The sequence below is a fragment of the Vibrio sp. 10N.261.52.C2 genome (assembly GCF_041471425.1).
Taxonomy (GTDB): domain Bacteria; phylum Pseudomonadota; class Gammaproteobacteria; order Enterobacterales; family Vibrionaceae; genus Vibrio; species Vibrio crassostreae_C.
The window spans coordinates 1-25,063 of the sequence record NZ_JBFROH010000007.1 but is presented as its reverse complement, the minus strand read 5'-3'; the positions used below and the strand labels follow the sequence as shown (position 1 = coordinate 25,063).

The following is a 25,063-nucleotide window of genomic DNA, read 5'->3' as shown; positions in this document are numbered from 1 at the left end:
CTTGGTATCTAAGAAGGAAAGGCAGTGCTCAACACTGCCTGAATTAGCTCAAATATTATTCGTAACTTAAACCATGTCCGAACGGGTAAAGGGTGTCGGCTTGATCATACCCAGGGTAGTCTGAGTCTTGGTTTTGAATGGCTTGGGCACTGTTCGCTAAAGCAAATGGCAGTTTTCCTTGAGGAGCAAAGTTGCCTGAAAGTACTTCCATTAGGTTGCTGTCCGAGACACCAAATGTGGCGATCACGGCACCGGCTTGCTTAAGATTACTTTGATCGTCTAGCACGAAGGGTTGTCTAAAGTTGATGGACAATACCGTTTTGTCAGCGCCCACTTCGTTCATAACGGCTTTAATGTCGCTTAGGCTTGGTTCAATATGCCAAGATGCAGCTGTAGCCATTTCACTGAACGCAAGAATATCGAGTTCATCTGGGTTCGCGCCACCAAAGATAAGATCAGGATCTGAGCCTTCGTTAGATACGCGAACACGAATAACCGCATAGTCCGTATCGGCTGGTACTGGTGGACGCGTTTCTCCCGCTTCGTAATCTCCGGAAGTCACGGTAAAGTTGTACTTGTCGTCTCCTGCAATGTTTTCGTCCATTCCCATGACATACAGAGCAACAGGATTTTGTGCGGTTGATTCAGCTAGAGGTAAAGTCTTATTGGTATTTTGAAGTAAGACGACAGACTTTTTCTGTGCGTAATCAGCGCGTTCTTGGTACTTCTCGTTGCCTAAAATCTCTTGGGCTTTTTTCTCATCAACGTAAGTGTTTTCGAAAAGGCCAAGCTTGAATTGTTCTTCAAGTAAGCGTGTGACTGATAGGTCGACACGCTCTTCGGTAAGCAGATCTTTTTCCACGAGTTTCACGACGACTTCTTTATCATGGAAACCTGAAAGAACATCGACTCCAGCTTCGACCGCCATGGCAATCTGCTCATCAATCGTTTTGTGTTCCACACCCCATGCACGATCGCCAATAATGCCGGTATCTGAGTTCACGTTACCTGTGTAGCCCAATTCGTCTCTGAGAAGGTCGGTAACAATGCCTTTTGAGAAGGACATACCAACATCGTTTGGCATCCACTTTTGATCTACAGGGATGCCGTAGTAAGGCATGATTGAAGAAGCGCCAGCCTCAATCGCAGCAATAAACGGTTTTAGGTGGTAATCAAAATTGTTCTTTGGATAGACTTGGTTTTTACCGAAGTCATAATGTGGGTCACCACCGTTTTCTTGTGGACCGCCACCAGGGAAGTGTTTGATGGTTAGCGCGATACTGTCTTCGTTGACCTCACCGCCATCCTGCAACCCTTTGATAAGTGAGCGCATAATGTCAGACGCTAAATCTGCATCTTCGGTAAAGGTTTCGTGTACTCGGTACCAACGAGGTTCTGTCGCCAAATCCATCATGTATCCGTACATACTGCGTAGGCCAATTGAAGACCATTCTTCATTCATGATACCTGCAAATTCAGTGATTAAATCCATGTCGCGAGTGGCTGCTAAACCTGCCTCTTTAGGCCAAGCAGAAAAGGCACCTGAAGAAACGTTGATCCCTGCTTTAGCTGATGGATCTATGTGGTTACGAGCATTGGATTTGAATAGAGCGGGGATACCCATTCGCGTCTGTTCACGCAGTTCTTGAACACTATTCATGAACTGGGCAGCTTCTGTTGGGGTTATCTGACAACCTGAACGGCCTGAATCGCAATCAGGCGCATTGGTAGGTGTTTCAACTACGCTGTTACGGAAGATAAAGCGCGTCATTTGGGCATCGCCAATCATGTCTTGCCCTTTACTACTAAGGAGCCCACCTTTGGACGAGTTTAAGGTGTCAATGAGCATCATGCCGGCTTTCTCATCTAGCGTCATGCGGCTAACCAAGTCTGCTGCTCGCTCTTCTGGAGATAATCGCCAGTCTTCAAAAGGCTCCAGTGTTCCATTACCGTTAGAATCTCGGAATTGGTAGCCCTCAACGTTCAATACATCATGAACACGAGAGTGAACTTGGGGTTGCTGGAAGTTATTGTCGCTATCAGATGAGTTACATCCTGCAAGAAGCAACGCGATTGCTATAGGTGTCAGGGTAAGACGCTTCATGGTCACGATCCTATTGTTAGTATAATAATAAGTACATGACCAATTTTAATAATTAATGGACTATTGGTTAACCAAAATAGGTCAAACTAAAGGTTTGGATCACCATATAAATTTAATTGGTGATTTAATTCAATTTAGTATTGGAAATATATTGACGACGATTAAATAACGTAAACTTAATTAGATTTACTTTTTTGATATCCAATTAATTTCCCATTTAATTAATGGTGCATTACTTCCATATTTTAAATCTAGAATAAAATATGTATTGCCTATTTTATAGTTAACAATCTGCGTTGATGTAAACGATAGATAGTGACCATGTTGGTGACAATAAAGGTGATTTCGACAAAGGACCCGCCAATCGAACCAATCCAAATGTTATGGCTAGCCCAACAGAAAGAATTGAATAAGATCAAGGACCTCAATGCGATGCCTTGTCTTGAAAAGAGTGCCCATGTCGCAACGGATGAACCAACAACCGTAATAAATTCAAAGAAATGATTCATGTTGGGTAAAGTCATGCATCACATCAAGCCAATAAAGAACCACATCACTTTGCGCGATTGAGTTTTTATCGATACATAGCTGCGAATAGCATTAATAATTACGCCTATAGCCGCCACTATGGCGCCCATTAATATGAAATGGATACTCATTACAAAACAAAAGATCATCATCTGGTAGCGAAAACGCATATCATCTTTTTGCCAAAATGCCATTACACCGATACAAAAAGCCAGGCCGCCAACTCCTTGTGTTATCCAGTTTTCCATATTTAGCCTTTATTTTTAAGATGCTATCGAGCACGATTAAATATTAACTTTGAAAGAATAATGCTCAACCATAAAATAACCCTCCAAAAGGAGGGCTAGATATAACGTCAAAATGCTATTGCACTAGGTTTAATTGACTAACTTAACGGCTTCACGAGTTAAATGAGCCAGCTCTTCCCAATTGCCTTCTTCAATCAGCTTCTTATCCACCATCCAAGTACCGCCACATGCGAGCACGCGAGGTATCGCTAGGTAGTCTTTAATGTTGTTTGGGTTGATACCACCGGTCGGCATGATTTCAATATCCGTGTAAGGCGCAAGAAGTGACTTAACCATGTTGATGCCACCTGATGCTTCAGCAGGGAAGAACTTCAATGTGGTTAAGCCCATTTCTAGAGCGGCTTCTACTGTACTCGGGTTGTTGACCCCAGGAATGATATCAATACCAATCTCTTGGCAGGCTCTTACCGTGTTTGGATTAAATCCAGGAGAGACGACGAACGTTGCGCCTGCTTCTTTAGCCGCAATAGCTTGCTCACGATTGAGCACAGTGCCTGCGCCGATCAACATATCTGGTTGTGATTCACGAAGTAGACGAATAGCTTCAACTGCAGCTTCCGAACGGAATGTAATTTCTGCTGCAGGTAAACCATTTTCAGCTAACACTTTACCCAGAGGGATGATGTCTTCAGCGTTGTCGATAGCGATCACAGGGATAACTTTCAGTGTTTTCAGTTGTTGTTTGATGTTAGACATTGGTATTCCTTAAATGGCTGTGATGGCCGCTTGAGTGAGTTCTTTTGCAATAATGGCACCACGATGTTGGATAACGACGCCTGCCATGGTATTGCCGCGCTGGCATGACTTTGTTAAGTCTTCGCCCGCAAGGTAAGCCGATAAAAATCCGCCATTGAATGAGTCTCCTGCCGAGGTCGTATCAACGACATGATCAACAGGCAGGGTTGGCACCGCTAGTGGAGCCGAAGCGGCACCAGAATCTGGGTGTATGTTACTTTGAATGGTGGCATCTTGAATGAGACAGCCATCTGCACCCAGTTTGACGATGCATCGCTTAACACCCAGCGTCGTTAGACGTTCGATAGTTTGTTCTGGAGAGCTATCGCCCCAAATTAATTGTTCATCATCGAATGTGACCAACGCTAAATCCGTCAATGTATACATGGCCTGGTAGCTGTTTTTGACGGTTTGGTTTTCGTCTTGTGGCCAAAGTGCAGGGCGGAAGTTACTGTCGAAGGCAATCTCAACACCTTGTGCCTTCAACGCAACCAAGATGTTCAATAGCTCGATACGATCTTGTTCAGGCAGAATCGCTAATGTGATGCCGCTGAGAAAGACCATATCGACATTGCGCAGTGCCTGCTTTATCTGATTGAAATCTGGGTGCTGTAGCAGGTAGCGTGCAGCCGACTGGTTTCTCCAGTACAGAAAGGTACGTTCACCTGCGTCATCAAGCTGAATTAGGTATAGACCCGGAGTACGTTGGCTGTCTTGTAGAACAAGGTCCGTCGACACCCCCTCTTGTTGCCAGCGTTCTAACATTCCCTTGCTAATCGGGTCTGCGCCCAAAGCCGTGACGTAGGACACTTTTATTTCATCTTGATTGAGGTTGGCCTCGCAGCCGCGGCTTAGATAGACCGCAGCATTGAGTGTGTCCCCGCCAAACGTTTGATGTATTGAGCCGAACGGTTTGCCGTTCAGCTCGATCATGCACTCACCAATAATGGCGATATGTTTCATCGGTTACGCCCTCTCTTCGAAGTAGCGTTTTGCGTTACCAAAGCAGATGTCTTCGACCATAGGGCCAAGCAGTGACATGTCGTTTGGTACCTCGCCGTTTTCAGCCCAACGACCAAGCATGTCACACAGAATTCGGCGGAAGTATTCGTGGCGTGTGTACGACAAGAAGCTGCGAGAGTCAGTCAGCATGCCGACAAACTGGCTAAGCAGACCAAGTTGAGATAACTGTTCCATTTGGCGTTGCATGCCGTCTTTCTGATCGTTGAACCACCAACCAGAACCAAACTGAACTTTGCCCGCGATGCCGCCACCTTGGAAGTTACCAATCATGGTTGCCATCATCTCGTTATCGCGAGGGTTTAAGCAGTAAAGAATGGTGCGAGGTAACTCGTTGCTTTGATCCATTTCGTCTAACAGGTGAGCCAATTCGAAGGCAAACGTCTTATCGCTGATCGAATCAAACCCTGCATCTGCGCCTAACAGTTGGAACATGCGCGTGTTGTTATTGCGCTGAGCACCAATGTGAAGCTGCATTACCCAACCCATTGCGGCGTAGCGCTTGCCTAACCACACCTGAACCGCTGTTGAAAACTGCGCACATTCTAGATCGGTGAGCGTTTCGCCATTGAGGCGTCGAGTTAACAGGGCATCCAAATCCGATTCTGATGGAATAGGTGCGTAGCGAACCACTTCAATACCGTGGTCAGCCGCACGACAGCCATGGGCATTAAAGTGGACTAAACGCTTGTCTAGCGCACTCAACAGATCATCAAATCGACGGATCTCGATATCGGCTACTTGACCAAGTTGGCGCAGGTAATCGACAAAGGTGTCGAGTTCGATTTTGAAGGCTTTATCTGGGCGCCAGCTTGGTAACACTTGTACATCAAATGAATTGTCTTGAGCGATCGCCTTATGGTGTTCAAGAGAATCAATTGGATCGTCTGTCGTACCAGCCATCACCACATTCATCTGCTTCATGATGCCGCGAGCACTAAATTCTGGTGTCGCTAATAGCTCGTTGCCTTCGTGCCAAATTTGGTCTGCGGTTTCTGGACCAAAGAGAGTGCCAGTAATACCAAATGGGCGGCGTAGTTCTAAATGAGTCCAATGGTAAAGTGGGTTGCCCAAGGTTTGAGGGACGGTTCTAGCCCAGGCCATGAACTTATCATAATCGCTTGCGCCTCCAGTAATCAGACGCTCATCAATCCCTGCTGAACGCATACCACGCCATTTGTAGTGGTCACCTTCAAGCCAAATCTTAGACATGTTTTCGAACTGACGATCTTGAGCCACTTCTGCCGGGTTTAGATGGCAGTGATAGTCATAAATCGGCTGGTGGCTTGCGTGTTCATGGTACAAACGACGTGCAGTCTCATTCGACAGTAAAAAGTCTTCACATAAGAAATTCTTCATTGTTTGTACTCCTTATAACGCAGCCACGGTCGCAACGGCACCGTGTTCAATTAATGATTGGTACGCTGAACTTACCGCATCAATGACCTGCGGGCCTTGGCCTAGCTCGGCAGGGAAAATCGCTTCAACCGCAAGTAATGCTGGAACCACAGAAACATTGAGTCCATGCTGGTCGCAGATCTGGCGAAGTGTGTCTGCCATTGGATCGCGGACATCAATCTCATTGCCTTGCTCATCAACGCCAGATACATAGCGCATCCAGCCAGCGATGGCGGTTGCAAGCCACGAGAAATCTGAGCCTTGATCTAAATGGAATCGTAAGCTGCCACCCATACGTTGAGGGATCTTCTGGCTGCCATCCATCGCAATCTGCCACGTCTTGTGCTTCAAGCTTGGGTTAGTGAAGCGGTTGATCAGCAAGGTTGCGTAACCTTCTAAATCAGTCCCTTCAGGCATCGTTAACGAAGGTGCCTGTGATTTCATCATCATGTCAAAAGCGGCTTTTCGGTAGCCAGCATCCGTCATAGTGTCGGAAATATGGTCGTAGCCACCAAGGTATCCAAGGTAAGCAAGGAAAGAGTGACTGCCATTGAGCATACGCAGTTTCATCTCTTCGTAAGGCACCACATCTTCTACGAACTCTGCGCCAGCGACATTCCAATCTGGACGACCTGCCACAAAGTTATCTTCAATCACCCATTGGCGGAAGGGTTCACAGGCGATGCCACATGGGTCTTCACAACCAAGCAGTTCTGCAATTTCTGTCAGTGTTTCTTCTGTTGCTGCGGGTACGATACGGTCAACCATGGTGCATGGGAAGGTGACATTGGTTTCAATCCAATCACGTAATTCTGGGTCAAGCAGTTGAGCAAACTCAATGATCGCTGCTTTTGCTACATGACCGTTCTCTTGCACGTTATCGCAAGACATGACCGTGAATGGTGTTAAGCCACGTTCACGTCGAATTTTGAGCGCTTGCACAATGTAACCTAATGCTGATTTAGGTTCGCTTGGGTTAGCTAGGTCAGCGATGACTAATGGGTTATTTTTGTCGAGTTTTCCTGTCGCTGGGTCTGCGCAGTAGCCTTTCTCTGTGATGGTCATAGAAACGATAGCCACTTGAGGTTCGGCCATTTTTTCTAATACGGTTTCAATGCCGTCTAGGCTTGGGTGAAGAGATTCGGCCACTGAGCCGATCACTTTAACGTCTGTGGATTCAGCGCCTTTTTCAGCAACCGTGTAAAGGTGATCTTGCGTGCGAAGTGATTCAATTAAGTCTTCGCCTCCGAATAGGTTAATTTCGCAAATACCCCAATCAGTGCTGGTCTTGCTGAGCATTTCATTGGTGAACAACGCTTGATGCGCTCGGTGAAATGCACCGAAGCCTAGGTGCACGATACGGCTTTGGAGTGCTGAACGGTCGTAGTCAGGTCGTAGTACAGTGTTTGGCAGCGTAGAGTTAGCAACAGTCTTCATTATTCAGTTCCTTTTCCCGCCAGCGAACCAGCGGGATTTTATTATTTGATAAAGCGTTTGAGTGTTTAGCAGTCTTAGAATCTATCTGTGACCAAATTACGAACCGTAGCCCAGTACCAATTCAGGTAGGAACAAGCTCAGCTCAGGGATAAAAGTAACGGCCATTAGGGCTGCAATCAGTGCAGCATAGAATGGCAATAAAGGCTTGATGACTTTGTCGATGGCAATGTTGGCAACCGAACAACCGATGAACAGAGCACTACCTACTGGCGGTGTACAGATACCGATAGCAAGGTTGAAGGTCATCATGATGCCGAAGTGCACAGGGTCGATGCCTAGGTCTAGCGCGATTGGTAAGAAGATTGGTGTGAAGATAAGAACCGCAGGGGTCATATCCATAAAGATGCCAACAATTAACAGAATCACGTTGATAATCAGTAGGATCATTAGTGGGTCTTCAGAAACCGCGAGTAGAGCATCGGCAATCATGTAAGGTACATCGGCGTTCGCCATTGCCCAAGACATGCCCATTGATGCGCCAACCAGTAATAGAACGATAGATGTTGTTACTGCAGACTCAAGGATGATCTTTGGAATATCACCCCATTTCACTTCGCGGTAGACAAGCACAGCTAAAACAAACGTGTATACCACAGCAATTGCGGAAGCCTCAGTCGCAGTAAAGATACCGCCAATGATGCCGCCCATGATGATGCCGATCAGTGCTAAAGAAGGTGCTGCTTTTAGGAAGGTATTCCATACCATTGATGTGGAAGGACGAGCTGCGACTGGGTAGCCACGACGTTTCGCGATAATACCTGCCACCATCATGATGCTCAGGCCCATCAATAGGCCTGGGATGTAGCCTGCTAAGAACAATGCTGCAATAGAGGTACCACCAGAAACTAATGAGAACACGATCAGCGTGTTGCTGGGTGGGATAAGCAAGCCCGCAGGACATGACGTAATATTTACCGCAGCCGAGTAGTTTTCGTCATATCCATCTTTCTTTTGCAGAGGAGACATAGTGCCACCAACTGCAGCAGCCGATGCAACCGCTGAGCCTGAGATAGACCCAAACATCATGTTTGCCATCACGTTTACGTGGGCGAGTGAACCTGGTAGACGACCACCCAACACTTTCGCGAAGTTGATCAAACGCAGCGCGATGCCGCCTTGGTTCATGATGTTGCCCGCCAAAATGAAGAACGGAATTGCTAATAGTGCAAAGTTATCAAGGCCTGCCGCCATACGTTGAGCAACTACAGCAATTGCAGGCTCAAGCGGTAAGCTCATTAAGATGGTTGCTAGTGACGATAAACCAATCGCAAAAGAGACCGGTACACCGATTGTAAGCAGTACAGCGAAACTACCGAATAATGTCAGTATTACTTGCCATTCCATTGTGAAATCCTTCTATCAATCAAGTTGTGAGTCGGTGATCAAATCGTCACCTGACATTAATTGTTTAACGCGTTCGTAGGTAAATACGACTGAGTAAAAAATCATCAAAGCGCCACTAACCGGTAAGCAGAAGTAGATGTAGCCCATTTCTAAACCTAGAGCGGGAGTCAGTTGTCCCATCGCAAGTGTTTTAGCTGCAAGTTGGCTGCCACCGTGTACCAGAACGATATAAGAGAAAGAAGCGATGGCTATTTGGATAATGATTTCGTTGATTAATTTACGTTTGCCAGTCAGCTTCATCGTAAGTAGGTCGATGGCAAGGTGGCGTTTCAGACCTGTTGTGTAAGCAGCACCAATCAGGGCTACCCACATAAAGAGGTAACGAGCGAGCTCGTCGGTAACAGTACTTGGTTTGCCAATAACATAGCGGGATAGAACCTGCCATATCACGCATAGCACCAAGAAAGACGATAGAGACACTGTAAAGGCGGCCAACCCTCTATTTATGTAACTGACCAATTTATTCATGTTTATTTCCTTTCAACAAAATTGCGTATCTCATAACAATTGGTTTACCAATGTAAGAAATTGTTTCTATGTAGGGATGGGATGTTCAAAAATCTGGCTGAATCATAAGCTATTCATTTTTTGGTTGGCGTGAGCAACTTCACAAATGATTTTGGTTGACCAATTTATGGGTTTTTATTGTGACTTTGGTCAATCAATTTTAATTTCAGCTTTGACGGTTCCTTTTTTGAGCCCCAATATGAGCCCATAACAAAAAACACCCTACATTTTGGATAACCAATCCACGGAGAATAAGAATGATGATGACGCGTAAAACTTTGATTAGTGCGGTTGTCGGTGCTGCTTTGACTTTTGGAGCAACAGCTTCTGCTTATGCAGCGACAACATTGAAACTGAGCCATAACCACCCTCGTGACCATGCAGTACATGAAGCGATGACGTTTATGGCGAAAGAAGTACGTGAATTGACTGATGGTGAGGTGCGTATTCGTATTTACCCTGATGCTCAATTGGGTACACAGCGTGAATCTATGGAGCTGATGCAGAACGGCGCTTTAGATATGGTGAAAAGTAATGCTGCTGAGCTAGAAGCTTTTTCTCCTGCTTATTCATCATTCAACATGCCTTACTTATTCCGCGATCAAGCGCACTACTACAGTGTGACTGATGGTGAAGTAGGCCGTGACATTCTTAACTCTTCTCGTGATAGCGGCTTTATTGGTGTGACTTACTACGACGCTGGTGCGCGTAGCTTCTATACCAATAAGCCAATTAACACACCAGAAGATCTGAAAGGTTTGAAAGTTCGTGTTCAACCAAGCCCATCAGCAATTGCGATGGTGAAAGCGTTAGGCGGTAACCCAACGCCACTAGCTTACGGTGAGTTGTACACAGCACTGCAGCAAGGTGTCGTAGATGCGGCTGAAAATAACATTCCTTCTTTCAGCTTGAGCCGTCACAGTGAAGTGTCTAAATACTTCAGCTTAGATGAGCACACGATGGTTCCGGATGTGTTGGTTATCTCAACCAAAGCATACGATAAACTGACTGCAGAACAACAAGATGCGCTAATGAAGGCGGCAAGTGATTCATCTGAATTGATGAAAAAATTGTGGGCTGAATCGGAAGCAAAAGAGCGTGCTAAAGCCGAGAAAATGGGCGTTACTTTTGTGGAACCAGACAAGGCTGCGTTCGCACTAGCGGTTCAACCTATGTACGACGCGCTAGATAAAGCGGACCCAGAATTGAGCGCATTGATTGACCGTATTCAGGCTGTTGAATAACGAGCAAATATAGAAAAAAGAGTAATACAAAAACAAGGTGTTACTGCATTTTAAGATATAGAGGTTGACCAATTATATTTGGTCATTATGATGGCGAGAGAAATACAATGGAAAGAAGTGACAATATCATCATGATGCCTTTCGAGCCGAAAAGACCTTATCAGGAGATAGGGTTAGTACTAAGAAAAGAACTGATTGAAGGCCTGTATAAGGTCGGAGATAGGTTACCTCCAGAACGCGATATTGCTGATCGTCTAGATGTAAGCCGCACTGTAGTGCGTGAAGCGATCATCATGCTAGAGCTTGAAAACTTAGTTGAGGTAAAAAAAGGGTCAGGTGTTTATGTCCTGAACATTCCTACTCATTCTCGCGAGAATGTGGTCAGCGATGACGCTGGTCCATTCGAGATGCTGCAGGCCCGCCAATTACTGGAAAGTAATATCGCGGAGTTTGCGGCAACTCAGGTCACTCCGGGCGACATCATTAAGATGCGCTCTGCACTCGAACTCGAGCGCGAAGAGCTTGCAAGCGGCACTACCGATTGCAGCGGAGATGAAAGATTTCACATGTGTATTGCAGAGGCAACTCAAAACTCTGTGCTGGTAGATATGTTGAAACAATCCTGGGATCGACGCGAAAAGAGTCCAATGTGGAATAAACTCCACTCTCACATCAGTGGTCAAGATTACCGTGAAGAATGGTTAGATGATCACGCTCGTATCCTCGCCGCCTTACAGCGCAAAGACCCTGTCGCTGCTAAGAACGCAATGTGGCAACACCTTGAGAATGTTAAACAGCGTTTGTTAGCGCTGTCAGACATTGATGACCCAAACTTTGATGGTTACTTATTTAGCTCCAACCCAGTGGTGCTGCTTAGCTCAGAAAGCTAGTTCTGAAGCTAATGTTGAATTCAGCGACAAGGCTCCTCTTGAAAGCTGATTCATTCAATAGGTTGTAGATAGGTAATCGTCTTTAGACCGGCGTAGACCGGCGTAGACCGGTGCTATCTCGGGCAGTAATTGTCATTGCTGCCATTAAGAAGTCGTTATTGCATTTAGCTTGATTAATTCGAGCCGGCTAAGTGCGTCTTAAAGAAAGGTAAGTCTCATGGAACAAACGTGGCGTTGGTACGGCCCTAATGATCAAGTCTCGCTAGACGATATTCGTCAAGCGGGCGCAACTGGTATTGTGAATGCACTGCATCATATTCCAAATGGTGAAGTTTGGACAAAAGAAGAAATCCTCAAGCGTAAAGCCATTATCGAAGAGAAAGGTTTAACGTGGTCGGTTGTAGAAAGCGTGCCTGTGCACGAAGAGATCAAAACTCAAACTGGCAACTACCAGCAGTGGATTGATAACTATAAGCAAACTCTGTCTAACCTTGCTGAGTGTGGCATCGATACGGTTTGTTATAATTTCATGCCAGTGTTGGACTGGACGCGTACCGATTTAGAATTTGAAATGCCTGATGGCTCGCGCGCACTGCGTTTTGACCAAATCGCGTTTGCGGCATTTGAGCTGCATATCTTGAAACGTCCAGGTGCAGAATCGGACTATTCAGAATCAGAGCAAGCTCAAGCGTTGGATTACTTCAACAACATGACGCCAGAGCAAATTCAGCAACTGACTAATAACATCATCGCTGGCCTGCCAGGCGCTGAAGAAGGTTACACACTAGAAGCGTTTCAAGCACAGCTAGATCGCTATGCGGGAATCGACAAAGACAAGCTACGTGAGCACATGTCTTACTTCCTCGCTGAGCTGATGCCTATCTGTGATGCGAATGGCTTGAAGATGGCGGTTCACCCAGACGATCCACCGCGTCCGATTCTAGGCTTGCCTCGCATCGTTTCAACGATCGAAGACATTGATTGGTTGACCGAGCATGTACCGAGCAAAATGAATGGCTTGACGATGTGTACGGGTTCATACGGTGTTCGTGGCGACAATGATCTGGTTAATATGATCAAAAAGCACGGTGACCGAATTTACTTTACGCACCTGCGTTCAACTAAGCGTGAAGAGAGCAACCCAATGACATTCCACGAAGCAGCGCACCTCGATGGTGATGTGGACATGTACAACGTTGTGATGGCTATTTTGGATGAAGAAAATCGTCGTGCAGAAGTGGGCGATCACCGCTTAATTCCAATGCGTCCGGATCACGGTCATCAAATGCTGGATGACCTTAAGAAAACCACTAACCCAGGTTATTCGGCGATTGGTCGATTGAAAGGCTTAGCTGAAGTTCGTGGTTTAGAGATGGCATTGAAACGCGCTTTCTATACCAAGTAACGACGGCATCTAGCTTTAAAATACTTTTAAAAACCAGAACTCATGTTCTGGTTTTTTGTATCTGAGCTCAGTAAAACTTCAGAGTTTGGATAACAACAATCACGCCCCTAACTTGGTAAAGGCCAACGGGGTTTGTCCAGTTTGCTGTTTGAAAAAAGCGATAAACGCACTGTTAGATGAGAACTCTAGCAAATGTGCCACATCACCGACTTGTCGGTTTTCTGAGAGCAGTTCAATCGCTTTAAACAAGCGCCATTGCTGTCGCCACTCTTGGTAAGTCATGCCTGTTTCGGCTTTGAATAATCGAGTAATCGTTTTGGTGCTTGCGCCAACCGAGTTCGCTAATGTCGAGAGGGCTGGGGCAAGAAAGGAATCGGTTCGGACTTGTTTGCAAAAGCTTTTAAAGCGGCGATCTGTCGGTAGTGGCAAGATAAACGAGTGTTGGTTAGCACTGTAAAACTCTTCCCAGAATAGGTTGGCGGTATTGGTGGTTTGCTCGCGGGCAACGTCCCAATCCCAGAAAGCCATCTTATTGATCAGGGCTTTTAAAAGCTCATTCACTTCCACAATTTCAATCGCTTCTGGGCAGGTGTAAATACTGCTATCAAAATAGAGCGACCGATAAGCAACCACATTGGTCATCTGCGCGCGATGTTTGGTATAAGGCGGGATCCACACGGCTTTAGTCGGCGGCAAAATGCAAATGGCGTTTTTTAAGGTCAAGGTGATGCAACCCTGTGGAGCATACAACAGCTGTCCTTTTACGTGGTGATGTATTCCTGAATCATGCTGACCTAGCTCTGCCGCAATCCCTATTACGGGCGCAGGTAAGCTGTCTGCATCAAACTCAATCGTTTCGCTGATTAATGCCATTTGTCCTAATCTTGTTGTTTTTGGTTTTAATGTTGTTAACGAGCCAAGGTTAGTTTCCCCTAGACTCCTCGTCAAGTTCACTGGTCTTGGAAAAATGATGAAAACAAAACCTTCTTTATGGCAAATGGTGCTATTGCTGATGTTCCCTCAAATCGCAGAAACCATCTATAGCCCGACTCTGGATTCAATATCGAAATCCTTTGATGTGAGTTACGCACAAGCGGCGCAAACCCTCTCGATCTACTTCTCAGCGTTTGCGCTCGGTGTTGTGGTATGGGGCATATTGGCAGACAAATGGGGGCGCCGACCAACCATGTTACTGGGCATGGGGTTATTCGCCTGTTCAGCACTTATTGCTATGCAAACCGACAGCTTTACGTGGTTGATGATAGCCAGAGCCATGGGTGCTTTCGGGCTTGCGGTGGGCTCGGTGGTGACACAAACCATGTTGCGCGATGCCTTTAGCGGCGCGGAACTGGCCAAGGTGTTTGGTTACATGGGGATGGGGCTGTCGATTAGCCCAATCATCGGGCTGCTTCTTGGCGGTCAACTAAGCCAAGCGGGCGGGCATCAATATGTGTTTATTGCCTTGTTTATTATGGTGTTAGCGTTGTTGGCACATAGCCTATGGTCATTGCCTGAAACGCAACAATCTAAGCAGCCATTGCAGTTAAAGTCACTCAGTATTCACATGATCAAAGATAGCGATATATGGATGTCTGCGTTGCTGGTTGCGTCGTTCAATATTGCGCTATTTTCCTATTATCAATTGGGTTCATTTGCCTTCATTCAACTTGGATTTAGCGTTGAGCAGTTTGGCTACAGCGGCATTGTGCTTGGGTTCGGGACTCTGTTGGGAAGCTTGGTGAACAAGACATTGTTGAAGAGACAAGTGTCTTCAATGTCTCTGATTGGTATCGCAGCAGGGCTTCAAACATTAGGTGCGGTGGGTGTGTATTTTTCACAACACACGATCTGGTTCTTGCTTCCAATGATGTTGGTGGTTATGGCGTTTGGTATTGCGATCCCCAATGTGTTGAGTCGCACATTAGTCAGCTACCAATCTCAAGCAGGAAGTGCAGGCGCACTGTTTGGTTTGATGTATTACACCTTGATCGGCTCAGGGCTCGCTTTAGCGGGAATGATTCAAGATTTAGGGGTGGTGTTGGTACTTTGCGGCGCTTTGTCTGTGTTGGTGACGATACGCAACCGACTCCAGCTCAAACGCTAAGTCTCTCATCTGTATTGATAAATTCCGTGTCCTGTTTGGCGCGGAATTTATCATTTCTTGGTGTGTAAATTTGGATATTGACAGAGGTAGAGTGATCGTTCTACCCTGTAAGTAGAACAATCATTCTACCCTTTGTCGGGTATTGAGAGAGCACTATGTTGAGAGAACAGATTGCAGCAAGCCTTGAAGTGGCGTTTAGCCAGCAAGGTTTTGCTGAGCCGAGTGTTGCACAGCTGAAAACGGCGTGCGATGTAAGCCTAAGAACCTTGTATAAACACTTCCCTTCAAAAGAAGCGATGATCGTTGGTGCCTTGGAGTATCGACACCAACGTTACCTAGATTTCTTGTTGGAAACGTCGCCTGAAAAGGGGCTCGCATCGGTTACTCATATCTTCAACAAGCTTCAACAATGGTTAGAAGAATATGCGCCGCACGGGTGTATGTCGATGAATGCGATGGCCGCGTTTCCCGATAATGAGCTTATCAGCCAAGCGGTTACACAGCATAAAGAACAAGTTCGTTTGCTAATAGGCAAGCAGAGCCTGCGAGAGGAGCTCGCGACACCGCTGTTTTTACTTCATGAAGGAGTATCAAGCGCGTGGCCAGTCTTAGGCGAAGAAGCAGTGGCATCGGCACAGAAGATGGTGACAAAATTACTCAAGGAAACAGTATGAATTTCGAGATACCAAAAACAATGAAAGGCGCAGAGATGCTAGGACACGGCGGGGCAGAAATGCTTGGGTACCGTGAAGACATTGCTGTTCCACAAATTGAGCCTAATGAAGTGCTGATCAAAGTCATGGCAGCAGGCGTTAATAATACCGACATCAACACGCGAATCGGTTGGTATGCAAAAAGTGATGATTCAGACGATGCCAGTTGGTCTGGCGAAGCGTTGAAATTCCCTCGCATCCAAGGTGCCGATGTGTGCGGTTTCATCGTAGCCGTTGGTAACGAAGTTTCGGCTGAACGTATTGGCGAGCGTGTTCTGATTGAGCCTTGTTTGACCGAGGTTTATGGACAAGATCTACCACAGCCATGGTATTTCGGATCTGAATGCGATGGTGGTTTCGCTGAATACACCAAAGTAGCAGCTAAGCATGCTTACGCGGTGAACAGTTCTATGTCGGATGTTGAGCTAGCGTCTTTCCCATGTTCTTACTCAACAGCAGAGAACATGCTAACTCGTGCCAATGTGGCTGAAGGTGATCGCGTGCTTATCTCAGGTGCATCGGGCGGTGTGGGCTCTGCGGCTATTCAGCTAGCAAAAGCTCGCGGCGCGTATGTTATTGCCATCACTAGCCCAAGCAAGAACCAACAGTTACTTGAACTTGGCGCTGATGAAGTGATTGCCCGTGATGCAGATTTGGTTAAAGCGCTAGGCGAAAGCAGTGTGAATGTGGTTATCGACTTAGTCGCCGGTGACAAATGGCCGGAATTCCTTGAAGTGCTGAAACCACATGGTCGCTATGCCGTATCTGGCGCAATTGGTGGCGCTATGGTTGAGCTTGATGTTCGCACTTTATATCTTAAAGATCTCAGCTTTTTTGGTTGCACAGTTTTAGAACCACAAGTATTCCAGAACCTAGTCAACCGTATTGAGAAACAGCAGATTGGCGCCATCGTTGCAGATTCTTATCCGCTAGCCGATATCCATAAAGCGCAAGATGAGTTCTTAAAGAAAAAGCATGTTGGTAAGATCGTGTTGGAAGTGGCAGAACGCTAGTTTTAGTCAGCTTCACGGTTTAGATTTATGGAAGAGCGAGCAAGCGTTATGTGCTCGCTCTTCTTGTTTCTGGCGAATACTGGCGGGCTCAGTCTTGCAACCCGTTGAGTAACAGATCCTATACAGCTGAAAGGTTAATGATTCATTTATCATTGTGTGGTTTATTAATTAACTGTGCGATAATCACCGCCGTTATATATCCCTATCTATGTTGTATTCATCTAGGAGCCGTATTGATGTTTAAAAGGGTATTGCAGGCATTATTCTCACCTTTTGTTGATTCAAAAAACAAACCCTCTGCAGAGCCTGCCCAACAAGAGCAGCAGCAAACCGTTGCTACTGATTCTGTTCAGTCTTCAATCTTTGTTCCGCCGTCGTCCACTCAGCCATCATCATTAATCGTCGATAATACGCTTAGCCTTCACGATGGTGAGTTCCTTGATTATTTGTTTGGAGAGTCTCGTCTTCGAACGGAGTCAGACCCATTTAGTGATTTTGTCGCTTGTCAGATCGAACGTTTGATTCGCTCTCCAAAAGCCCTGCTTAATGAACTGCCAGTGATGCCAGCCTCTGTAACCACGTTAATGGCAGAATTACAGAGCGACGAGTTTGATGTCGATGCATTGTTAAGAGTGATTGAGCGCGAGCCGAGTATGGCTGCCGATGTGATTAAACTGGCTAACAGCGCCTTCTACAAACGCAGTGAAAAACAAGTTACTGACTTAAAAACTGCTTTCCTCAATATGGGTTCACAAGGGCTAATTGAAGGCGTGGTTAATTCTTACATGAAGAACTTCACGCCGGGGAACAATATTTACTGGCGTCACTTCGGTGAGAAAATTTGGAATCACAGTGTTCAAACCGCGTCGTTTTCTAAGGAGTTGATGAAAGACTCTTCATCTCAAGAAGAGCAAGCAGCGGCGTATTTTGTTGGGTTAATTCGCAACTTAGGCAAGATGATCATTTTCCAGATGATGGTAGAAGCCTTCAAGCATGTTGATCCTTCTGTTCCACCTAACTCGTTAGCATTGAAGCGCCTGATGAACAGCTACTCCATTCGCCTGACTTACACCATTGCTAAGTTCTGGGAACTGCCAGAATCAGTGTTGACCGCGATTGGCTACCAAGAGTCGAGCCGATACGAATGCACGCCACTTGGTCAAGCTGTGTTTGAAGCTAACTACTTGAGTGAGCTGTGCTATTTACTGGAAGAACAAACGATTGAAGTCGAGCAATTTAAGCGCAGATGCAAAGAGACACTGATGTCTCCGGCTGCATACAAAGTGGCTAACCGTATCTATAAAGAGTCTGAATTATCGCTAGTGAGCTAACCCTTAGCCTATTCGACCTACGCTGTGACTGAACATAATGATTGGTTGCAGCTTGGTTGGGCTAGGTTGTGAAATACATTCAGCTACGAAATACGCTTACAAATGGCTAATCCACAGCTTGTCGAGTTCGCACCAACCGAAACCATTTACTTGTGCGCCGTGTATCTTTTCAGAAACCTCTAAGTTGAACGCCTCTTGCTTGAGCTCAGTCACAACCCCAGATTCATGCAACCAATGCCGGAGCGACAACAGTGCATTCATCGCTAACTCAAAGTCTGGTTGGTTTGTTATTGAAGCTAAGCCTTGTTCGATTGTCTCTAGCATCTCAGAAGGTAAAGTTAATTCCTCAAACGGGAAGCGAGTGAAAAAGCTTAACCACGAAGTGAAGGTGTCGTTCTCATCAATAATACTGCACAGCGCGACGTCTTTGGTAGTTAGGTAGTGAGTTAGGTAGTGCCCATATTCCACGCTGGTTTTGTGGTCGCCGGATACTGATAATTGCTCGAAAAGGGTTTGGCATTCAGAGGTGTCTTCAACGGTGAACTCCCGCTCTGTTTTCGACAACGTTGGGTTTTGAATTTTGAAGAAGGTTGAGCCGAATTCCGGTTGGGAAGCATGGCCATCGCAACGCACAGTGGTCGTTTTCTCGGGCAGTTTCACGCACACCTGATTTTGAGCGCAAGCTTTGCTCTGTGCCCATTCCGGATAGACCCACAACTCGACTCGATTGAGAATTGGAGTGCTGTGTGAATACGCACTATTACGGCTTAATCTCAACATCTTGCTTGAGAAAATGTCTAATGAGAACGCGCCAGATCCAATCAGCCTATCAGTCGGTGATGAGTGATCGAATACGGAGGCTTCAGCCCTAGCAAGTAGGCGCGGTAAATGCCAATCAGGTTGATTCAACTTTACGACAACCACATTGCCTGCCGAGACAGAGACCTCATCAATATGCTGATAACAGCGACGCCATATTTTGCTTTGGCAGAGAGAGTTAAGGTTGCGTGCTATGTCTTGAGGTTCGAGTGTTCTTCCGTTATGAAAGTGAACACCATTGCGAATCTGAAAGTGCCACTGTGTCGCATCTTGATTAGGCTGCCAATGATAAGCCAGATCGCCGCTGAGTTTGCTGTGCTTAACGGAGGTTAGGCGTTGGCAAACTTGCATAACTAAGAAACGTTCGGTGCGTCTAAGCACGCGTTGAGGGTGAAGCGCTTCGAGTTCTCGGTGAAACGGGATGTACGCGATATTCTGCGTCGACGGATTGGTATTGCTTAGAAAGGCTTGCAACTCAGTGCCAGCATTGCGGCCGTTGAAGCTCAAGGTGCTAAACACCTGTTCTATGTTGCCTGCGTCAGCTTGGGTTTGTGCGTATTGGTAACACGCCTCAATGGGTTCAACCAGACACGTGAGTTGTGCCTTCTTGCTGCGGCCTGAGCTAGCTTGCCACTCAATCCAGCCTTGTGCTGTCATCGCTTTGAGTAAGGTCTGAACATGACGTTCACTTACGTGCAGCAGGGTGGCCAGTTGGTTGACCTGACAATGTGATACTCCAGGCCCAAAAGCCTGAAATATCTTTTCATACAATTCAAGCTTGCGCTTAAGGTTGCCCAATTTGCTTTTCCTAACGACGAGGTTGAGTTAAATGTGGATAGCCAGAGTCAATCAGTGCTTTTTCCATCGTGTCGAGAACTCGAGAGGTTATCTCTGAGCTTAGGATATTCGATTCAGTTTTGCCTTGAAGCACCAAATCTGAAAAATGGTCGATTTCAAATTCGAACCCATTGCCCGTCACTTGTTTGTTGATGGTCGACTTCTGCCCTTGATGTTCAATCTCAATAAAGGCCGGATTCCACCATTTTTCGTGAATGGTGATTTTGGTTTCAGGTCCACTCAAGTGTGCTGATCGGGGAAGGTTTTGCACTGTTGATGCCGATATCTTACCGCTTATATCACCAGAGAATGTAAAGCATGCATTGGTATCAACATTCGCTCCCTCATAAAGACACGACATCTCTACCTGAGGTTTTGAAGGGTTTACACCCAGCGTTCGGCACAGATCGTAAAAGAACCAAAGCCCATAGACCCCAACATCGAGCGTTGCTCCGCCTGACAAATCCGGATTGAAGATAAACAAGTCGGGCTCATAGTCATGATGGTTGCCAAAGCTGGCTTCGATTGAGTCTATCTGAATGTTGTTGTCGACCAAAAATGATTGAAGCTCACGATACGCGGGAAACACCACTGTTTTCATCGCTTCTAGCAACATCACACCATTTTGATTTGCGAGAGCTTTCATCTCCAGCCAGTCACCAAGGTTGGTAAAAGCCGGCTTCTCGACCAATACGTGCTTGTTATTCTTCAGAAACAGTTCAGCAAGTGGCTGGTGGTATGGGTGAACCGTAGCGATGTAAACCGCTTCGACACTTGGGTCATTCGCCATCTCTTCGTAAGAACCATAAGCCTTGTCGCAAGCAAACTTGTTGGCGAACGTGGCTGCGCGTGAGTGATCTCTTGCGGCAACGGCATACAATTCACCATGCAGACAATGCTCTGTGACTGCGGTAGCGAATCGATTGGCGATATTGCCTAGCCCTGCGATACCCCATTTGATTTTTCGTTGCGTGTCGCTCATCAGTTACTCCAAATCGTTGTTTTGTATCAGTGTACTCAGAGACGTCACATACAAATAGAGAACAGATTTCTCAACCTGTTCTCTATTTATTTTATTCTAGTTGAAGCTCAGGATTAGCTCTGTATTGAGTGTTTCCAATCGGCTAGGGCTTTAATGTGTTTTGGCCCGATGCCACAACAGCCACCGATAATATTCGCGCCCAGTGCATGCCAGCGTTTTGCGTAAGCTAAGTAACCTTGGCCATCCAGTTCACGCATTTCTTGAAACATGTCATTAGCTTTATGTTCGCTGCTGATAGGCGCAAAGTTGTTGGCGTAGACACCAATGTCTAAATCACTGCCTATCTCATCGATCACTTTCTTGGCATCGATAATGGCTTGATCCATCACTTCAGGCACTGAACAGTTAAACATAATGCCTGTCGCGTTTGATTGGCAGGCAAGTTTGATGGCGTCTGTTACGCTCTCGCCAGAACGAATATTGGCAGAATCGCCCTTGGTATCTTCCAAACTGAATGCGTAGTAACACGGCTTATCTGACTGCTTAAGAACCGCATGAATGGATTCGAACTCTTGCAGGCTGCAGATGGTTTCCGCTATCCAAAGATCGATGTTTGGATCCTGGGCATCGTAAAGCGTTTGAATGATTGGCGCTGCCTCTTCTACCTTAAACAAGTCTGGTCGGTAGCTGCCAAATGGCGGTGGAATCGCGCCCGCGACTTTTACGGTGTGAGAAGCATTGTTAGCAACTGCTTTAGCCAGCTCACCAGACAGTGCGGCTAGTTCAAAACCTCGTTGTTCGAACAGCTCTGCACCCAAGTGAAAAGGCACACACGCGTAGCTATTGGTGATTAGGATTTCAGCACCTGCATCGACAAAGTTTTGATGTGCTTGGCTGACAAATTCGGGTGCTTCAATCAGCGCTTGAGCACTCCAAAGCGGTTGAGAAAATGGCGCGCCAATTTCTTTGAGTTCTCGGCCCATGCCGCCATCAAGTATGGTTAGTGTTTTCATATTTAATACTATCTAAAACAGTTGCTGAAGTTCTGCCGTCACCATATCAGACAACCTTGTCAGACAGAAGCCATCAAGCCAAGGTTCAACTATCGATGAGGGAGTTTCGTTATAAGCCGTCTAGCGGGCTAGTCGTGCCACTAAAGTGTTGCCCAATAACGTGAGTGTAAATCTGAGTTGTCTTAACATCACTGTGCCCCAGTAGCTCTTGAACCGTTCTGATATCGGAGCCTGACTTTAGAAGTTGCGTAGCAAAACTGTGCCTGAAAGTATGACAACTAATTCGCTTGTGGCGCAATTTATTAGAGTTAGTCGCCTTCTTCAGCGTTTTTCGGAGTACCGAATCATGTAGGTGGTGTCGGCATACGATCCCCGACTCAGAGTGTTGAGTGACGGATTTTGATGGGAATAGGTACATCCAAGCAAGTTGTCGATAGGCACTAGGGTATTTTTTACCTAATCGGTGAGGCAAAGATGGCCCAAACCCATTCAAGTTATCTTTAGCGAGCAGAACTGCAACTTGTGAAATTTTGTCTTGTATAGCTTCAGTGAGTGAAAAACTTAAAATTGTCACTCGGTCTTTATTTCCTTTCCCATTGTGAACAGTGAGAGACCCTTGTCTTAGATCTATATCTTGTACTCGAAGCCTCAGGCATTCCGATACTCTCAAACCTGAACCATACAACAAGCGAAAAAACAGTTGATATTTAGGATCTATTTCATTGATCACCGAGATAGCTTCCGCATGATTGAGTACGCTAGGAATTTTTCGAGACCGAGTCGCATAGCTAAACCCTAAGTCTCCTAGAGGTTGCTTAATAAATTGATTGTATAAATAGGCTAGAGCATTGAGAGCTACCTTTTGAGTATTGATGGCTACTTTTTGTTGATTAGCTAAATGAGAAAGAAAGGAGACAACTTCAGCGGCATGCATCTGTTCAGGGTGTTTAAGCTTATGAAAATGAATGAAGTATTTTATCCAGTAACAGTAGGCTTTGATTGTCTTGCGACTATAGCCTCGCATCGTCATATGTTCGCAAATTGCCTGCATGAATTGACTCGCCATATATTCCCCTCACAAAATCTGTACATACAGACAGTTTATTGCTTGTTGAATAATTAATGACTTAAAAAAGAGTGGTTTTTAACTCTGATTGAGCACGAATTTAACGAGAGGCTTATTTTAAATTATTGATTATACTTCAGATTTATGGAGGGGTTAAGAATGAGGCCGAGCGTTACATAGTCGGCAATATGTGCTTGCACGTTTTCACACTTATTGTTTAGACCCACTTTTATATTAAATGCATAGCATTCAGTTGGTTATGAGTGACCTTTTTGATATGTTAAGCGGATGGATTCGTGCTTGCACAATATTAAAATCTTATGTTCAGTTTGTAATTCATAAGCTAGCTGTTGCTTATCAGATGTAGTAGAATGGCATCCCAATTAGTTTCGGAGATAGCTGATGGTTTGGTTTTTTGGTAAGACTCATGAACTGAGTGAGTTGGATAATCTTAATAGAGATGCTGAATTTAAAAGAAATGCTGTTGATATACTATGCATTGATGATCAAGGTCTTCAATATGAAGAAATAATTCGTCACCATGGTTTTAATATTCGAGTATTAAAAGATATCGAAGATATTAGATCGGTAGCTGACTACCCTGTTGTTATTTGCGATATCAAAGGTATTGGTAAGGCGTTCAACTCTCCTTTTGAGGGCGGGCATATTATCCAAGAGATAAAGAAGCACTACCCATCAAAGGTGGTCATTGCCTTCTCTGGTCATCAATTTGACGCGAAGTACAATAAATACTTTAAAATGTCTGACTATGTTTTATCCAAAGATATAGATTCAGATCAATGGGTTGATATCCTCGATGAAACTGTAAGGAAAATCACTTCGCCAACAGAGCAATGGAAGAGAATTAGACAATATTTGGTTGACAACAATGTATCAACTAAAGTTATATTTCAACTAGAGCAAGAATACATATCTGCGGTTTTGGAAAAAGACGCATCCAAGTTTGGTAAACCAAAAACTTTAAATTTACTTTCTCAAGATGTGAGAGGAGTAGTCCAAGGTTTTGTTGCTAGTTTGGTTTTTAAATTGGTGATTGGTTAATCATGAAAAATAGCAGTGCGTTTCCTGTTTGGGATATAAATAATAATAAAGTTGTTGATGGAACATTTTTGAATGCGTCAACACAATGTCTCAAGTCAAAAACTAGAGTTTGTGCAAAACACTATGAAAAAATTAAAGGGATAAAAGGGTTTCATACTTGTCCAGCAGGGTTAACAACCTATAGTACAGGTGATACTGAGCCTAGCTTGTACTCGTCTGTTAAAGTTCAAGGTTATTATGATGTTACGAAGACTAAAAGGCTACCCGATTACCTACCTACAATTCCTCCTCAAGTTTTTCTAGCAAGTATCAATAAGTCGCGATCACTATTGCAAACCCCTAGTCGAGAAAGCGAAATTGACTCTGATATGGTTGACTTTTCTATACATGAAGTACGTCGATTTAATGGTGAAATCAAAAGAATAAGTGAAGAATTGCTATTAACTAAAGAAAGTGATTTCAGTCATGTGCAAAAAAAGGTAAAGAGTATTTTTGCATCAAGCTCGTTGATATCAGTCAGATTGAATGCATTTGATTTAGAGGAAAACCCGGACGTAATAACTTCTCAATCAAAGTTTAATACAGGTATTTTTAAGAAGTTTCAAAAGGCTAGCCACTGCTTAGATACTTATGCTAGAGATCGAGGCGTAAGAATTATGCCATTTCGTGGTACTTCACATATGACGATCGATATGTATCAGATTTTCGATCTTATACCATTTGTTATCCTTGAGAATGCAATCAAGTATTCTCCAGAAAACCAAAGTGTAACAGTGCAGTTTGAAGAAATTAATCAACGTTCTCTAACTGTAACAGTATCATCTATTGGTCCTTGTAACACTGAAGCTGAGATAGAAAAAATCTTTAGTAAAAAGTCTAGAGGTAGCCAAGCAGAGTTATTTGATGGTACTGGTGGGGGGTACGGATTGTACTTCGCTAAAATGATATGTGATATGCACAATATTAACGTTTCAGCAAAGTCGGGCACTGCGAAGTTTGAGTTAAATGGAATTCAATTTGGTGACTTTATACTCACTCTGGAAGTAGAGCGTTAGCCTGAACATAACAAACGACTATGGCGTC

21 protein-coding genes and 1 pseudogene are annotated in these 25,063 nt (G+C 45.1%); 9 read left to right on the top strand and 13 right to left on the bottom strand.

Going from position 1 to position 25,063, the window contains the following annotated elements; all coding sequences use genetic code 11:
• Positions 1–55: 55 nt before the first annotated feature.
• The 8 genes and pseudogenes from AB4307_RS01320 to AB4307_RS01285 form a co-directional block, all read right to left on the bottom strand.
• Positions 56–2,104, bottom strand: a complete 2,049-nt coding sequence (locus AB4307_RS01320; RefSeq protein ID WP_372130856.1) for a glycoside hydrolase family 3 protein — start codon at positions 2,102–2,104, stop codon at positions 56–58.
• 272 nt (positions 2,105–2,376) lie between these two features.
• Positions 2,377–2,880 (bottom strand): annotated as a pseudogene (locus tag AB4307_RS01315) (YgjV family protein).
• A gap of 129 nt (positions 2,881–3,009) precedes the next feature.
• Positions 3,010–3,636 carry a bifunctional 4-hydroxy-2-oxoglutarate aldolase/2-dehydro-3-deoxy-phosphogluconate aldolase gene (locus tag AB4307_RS01310; protein WP_017068137.1) on the bottom strand — a complete coding sequence of 209 codons (627 nt, stop codon included), beginning with the start codon at positions 3,634–3,636 and terminating at the stop codon, positions 3,010–3,012.
• A gap of 9 nt (positions 3,637–3,645) precedes the next feature.
• Positions 3,646–4,638 (bottom strand): sugar kinase, encoded by a 993-nt coding sequence (locus tag AB4307_RS01305; RefSeq protein ID WP_372130854.1) that lies wholly within the window; start codon positions 4,636–4,638, stop codon positions 3,646–3,648.
• 3 nt (positions 4,639–4,641) lie between these two features.
• Positions 4,642–6,054 (bottom strand): glucuronate isomerase, encoded by a 1,413-nt coding sequence (uxaC, locus tag AB4307_RS01300; RefSeq protein WP_102394443.1) that lies wholly within the window; start codon positions 6,052–6,054, stop codon positions 4,642–4,644.
• Between the two features lie 12 nt (positions 6,055–6,066).
• Entirely contained in the window at positions 6,067–7,530 is a 1,464-nt protein-coding gene (locus AB4307_RS01295) for a fructuronate reductase (RefSeq protein WP_372130852.1), read from the bottom strand.
• Positions 7,531–7,626: 96 nt separating this feature from the next.
• Complete coding sequence (locus AB4307_RS01290; protein WP_017068141.1) at positions 7,627–8,934, bottom strand: TRAP transporter large permease; 1,308 nt, start codon at positions 8,932–8,934, stop codon at positions 7,627–7,629.
• Between the two features lie 15 nt (positions 8,935–8,949).
• Complete coding sequence (locus AB4307_RS01285; protein ID WP_017068142.1) at positions 8,950–9,462, bottom strand: TRAP transporter small permease; 513 nt, start codon at positions 9,460–9,462, stop codon at positions 8,950–8,952.
• A 299-nt stretch (positions 9,463–9,761) separates the two neighbouring features.
• On the opposite strand from AB4307_RS01285, the gene AB4307_RS01280 reads away from it, so the two are divergent.
• The 3 genes from AB4307_RS01280 (at position 9,762) to uxuA (ending at position 13,040) form a co-directional block, all read left to right on the top strand.
• Positions 9,762–10,745, top strand: coding sequence for a TRAP transporter substrate-binding protein (locus AB4307_RS01280; RefSeq protein ID WP_029235323.1), 984 nt, complete (start codon positions 9,762–9,764; stop codon positions 10,743–10,745).
• Between the two features lie 107 nt (positions 10,746–10,852).
• A complete protein-coding gene (locus tag AB4307_RS01275) occupies positions 10,853–11,635 on the top strand; it encodes an FCD domain-containing protein (RefSeq protein ID WP_017068144.1) in 783 nt (260 codons plus the stop codon).
• A gap of 217 nt (positions 11,636–11,852) precedes the next feature.
• Positions 11,853–13,040, top strand: coding sequence for a mannonate dehydratase (gene uxuA / locus AB4307_RS01270; protein ID WP_017068145.1), 1,188 nt, complete (start codon positions 11,853–11,855; stop codon positions 13,038–13,040).
• Between the two features lie 99 nt (positions 13,041–13,139).
• Here the strand turns inward: uxuA and AB4307_RS01265 are convergent, their stop codons facing one another.
• Positions 13,140–13,913 (bottom strand): AraC family transcriptional regulator, encoded by a 774-nt coding sequence (locus AB4307_RS01265; protein WP_372111209.1) that lies wholly within the window; start codon positions 13,911–13,913, stop codon positions 13,140–13,142.
• Positions 13,914–14,010: 97 nt separating this feature from the next.
• Between AB4307_RS01265 and AB4307_RS01260 the strand changes: the two genes are divergently transcribed.
• The 4 genes from AB4307_RS01260 to AB4307_RS01245 all read left to right on the top strand — a co-directional run bounded on the left by AB4307_RS01260 (position 14,011) and on the right by AB4307_RS01245 (position 18,201).
• Positions 14,011–15,144, top strand: a complete 1,134-nt coding sequence (locus AB4307_RS01260; RefSeq protein WP_372130850.1) for a multidrug effflux MFS transporter — start codon at positions 14,011–14,013, stop codon at positions 15,142–15,144.
• Positions 15,145–15,299: 155 nt separating this feature from the next.
• Positions 15,300–15,818 carry a TetR/AcrR family transcriptional regulator gene (locus AB4307_RS01255; protein WP_372130848.1) on the top strand — a complete coding sequence of 173 codons (519 nt, stop codon included), beginning with the start codon at positions 15,300–15,302 and terminating at the stop codon, positions 15,816–15,818.
• Positions 15,815–16,870 carry an alcohol dehydrogenase family protein gene (locus tag AB4307_RS01250; protein WP_372130846.1) on the top strand — a complete coding sequence of 352 codons (1,056 nt, stop codon included), beginning with the start codon at positions 15,815–15,817 and terminating at the stop codon, positions 16,868–16,870. The genes AB4307_RS01255 and AB4307_RS01250 overlap by 4 nt, the downstream gene beginning before the upstream one ends.
• Positions 16,871–17,106: 236 nt before the next feature.
• Entirely contained in the window at positions 17,107–18,201 is a 1,095-nt protein-coding gene (locus tag AB4307_RS01245) for an HDOD domain-containing protein (protein ID WP_372130844.1), read from the top strand.
• A 96-nt stretch (positions 18,202–18,297) separates the two neighbouring features.
• Here the strand turns inward: AB4307_RS01245 and AB4307_RS01240 are convergent, their stop codons facing one another.
• The 4 genes from AB4307_RS01240 to AB4307_RS01225 all read right to left on the bottom strand — a co-directional run bounded on the left by AB4307_RS01240 (position 18,298) and on the right by AB4307_RS01225 (position 22,918).
• Positions 18,298–19,818 (bottom strand): SgrR family transcriptional regulator, encoded by a 1,521-nt coding sequence (locus AB4307_RS01240; RefSeq protein WP_372130843.1) that lies wholly within the window; start codon positions 19,816–19,818, stop codon positions 18,298–18,300.
• A 10-nt stretch (positions 19,819–19,828) separates the two neighbouring features.
• Complete coding sequence (locus AB4307_RS01235) at positions 19,829–20,839, bottom strand: Gfo/Idh/MocA family protein (RefSeq protein WP_372130841.1); 1,011 nt, start codon at positions 20,837–20,839, stop codon at positions 19,829–19,831.
• Between the two features lie 113 nt (positions 20,840–20,952).
• Entirely contained in the window at positions 20,953–21,852 is a 900-nt protein-coding gene (locus AB4307_RS01230; protein ID WP_372130839.1) for a homocysteine S-methyltransferase family protein, read from the bottom strand.
• 109 nt (positions 21,853–21,961) lie between these two features.
• Entirely contained in the window at positions 21,962–22,918 is a 957-nt protein-coding gene (locus AB4307_RS01225) for an integron integrase (protein ID WP_372130837.1), read from the bottom strand.
• Positions 22,919–23,320: 402 nt separating this feature from the next.
• On the opposite strand from AB4307_RS01225, the gene AB4307_RS01220 reads away from it, so the two are divergent.
• Together AB4307_RS01220 and AB4307_RS01215 are read left to right on the top strand one after the other, a co-directional pair.
• Positions 23,321–23,980 carry a DNA-binding transcriptional response regulator gene (locus AB4307_RS01220; RefSeq protein ID WP_263130829.1) on the top strand — a complete coding sequence of 220 codons (660 nt, stop codon included), beginning with the start codon at positions 23,321–23,323 and terminating at the stop codon, positions 23,978–23,980.
• A 2-nt stretch (positions 23,981–23,982) separates the two neighbouring features.
• Positions 23,983–25,035 carry a sensor histidine kinase gene (locus tag AB4307_RS01215; protein WP_263130830.1) on the top strand — a complete coding sequence of 351 codons (1,053 nt, stop codon included), beginning with the start codon at positions 23,983–23,985 and terminating at the stop codon, positions 25,033–25,035.
• The last annotated feature ends 28 nt before the right edge of the window (positions 25,036–25,063 follow it).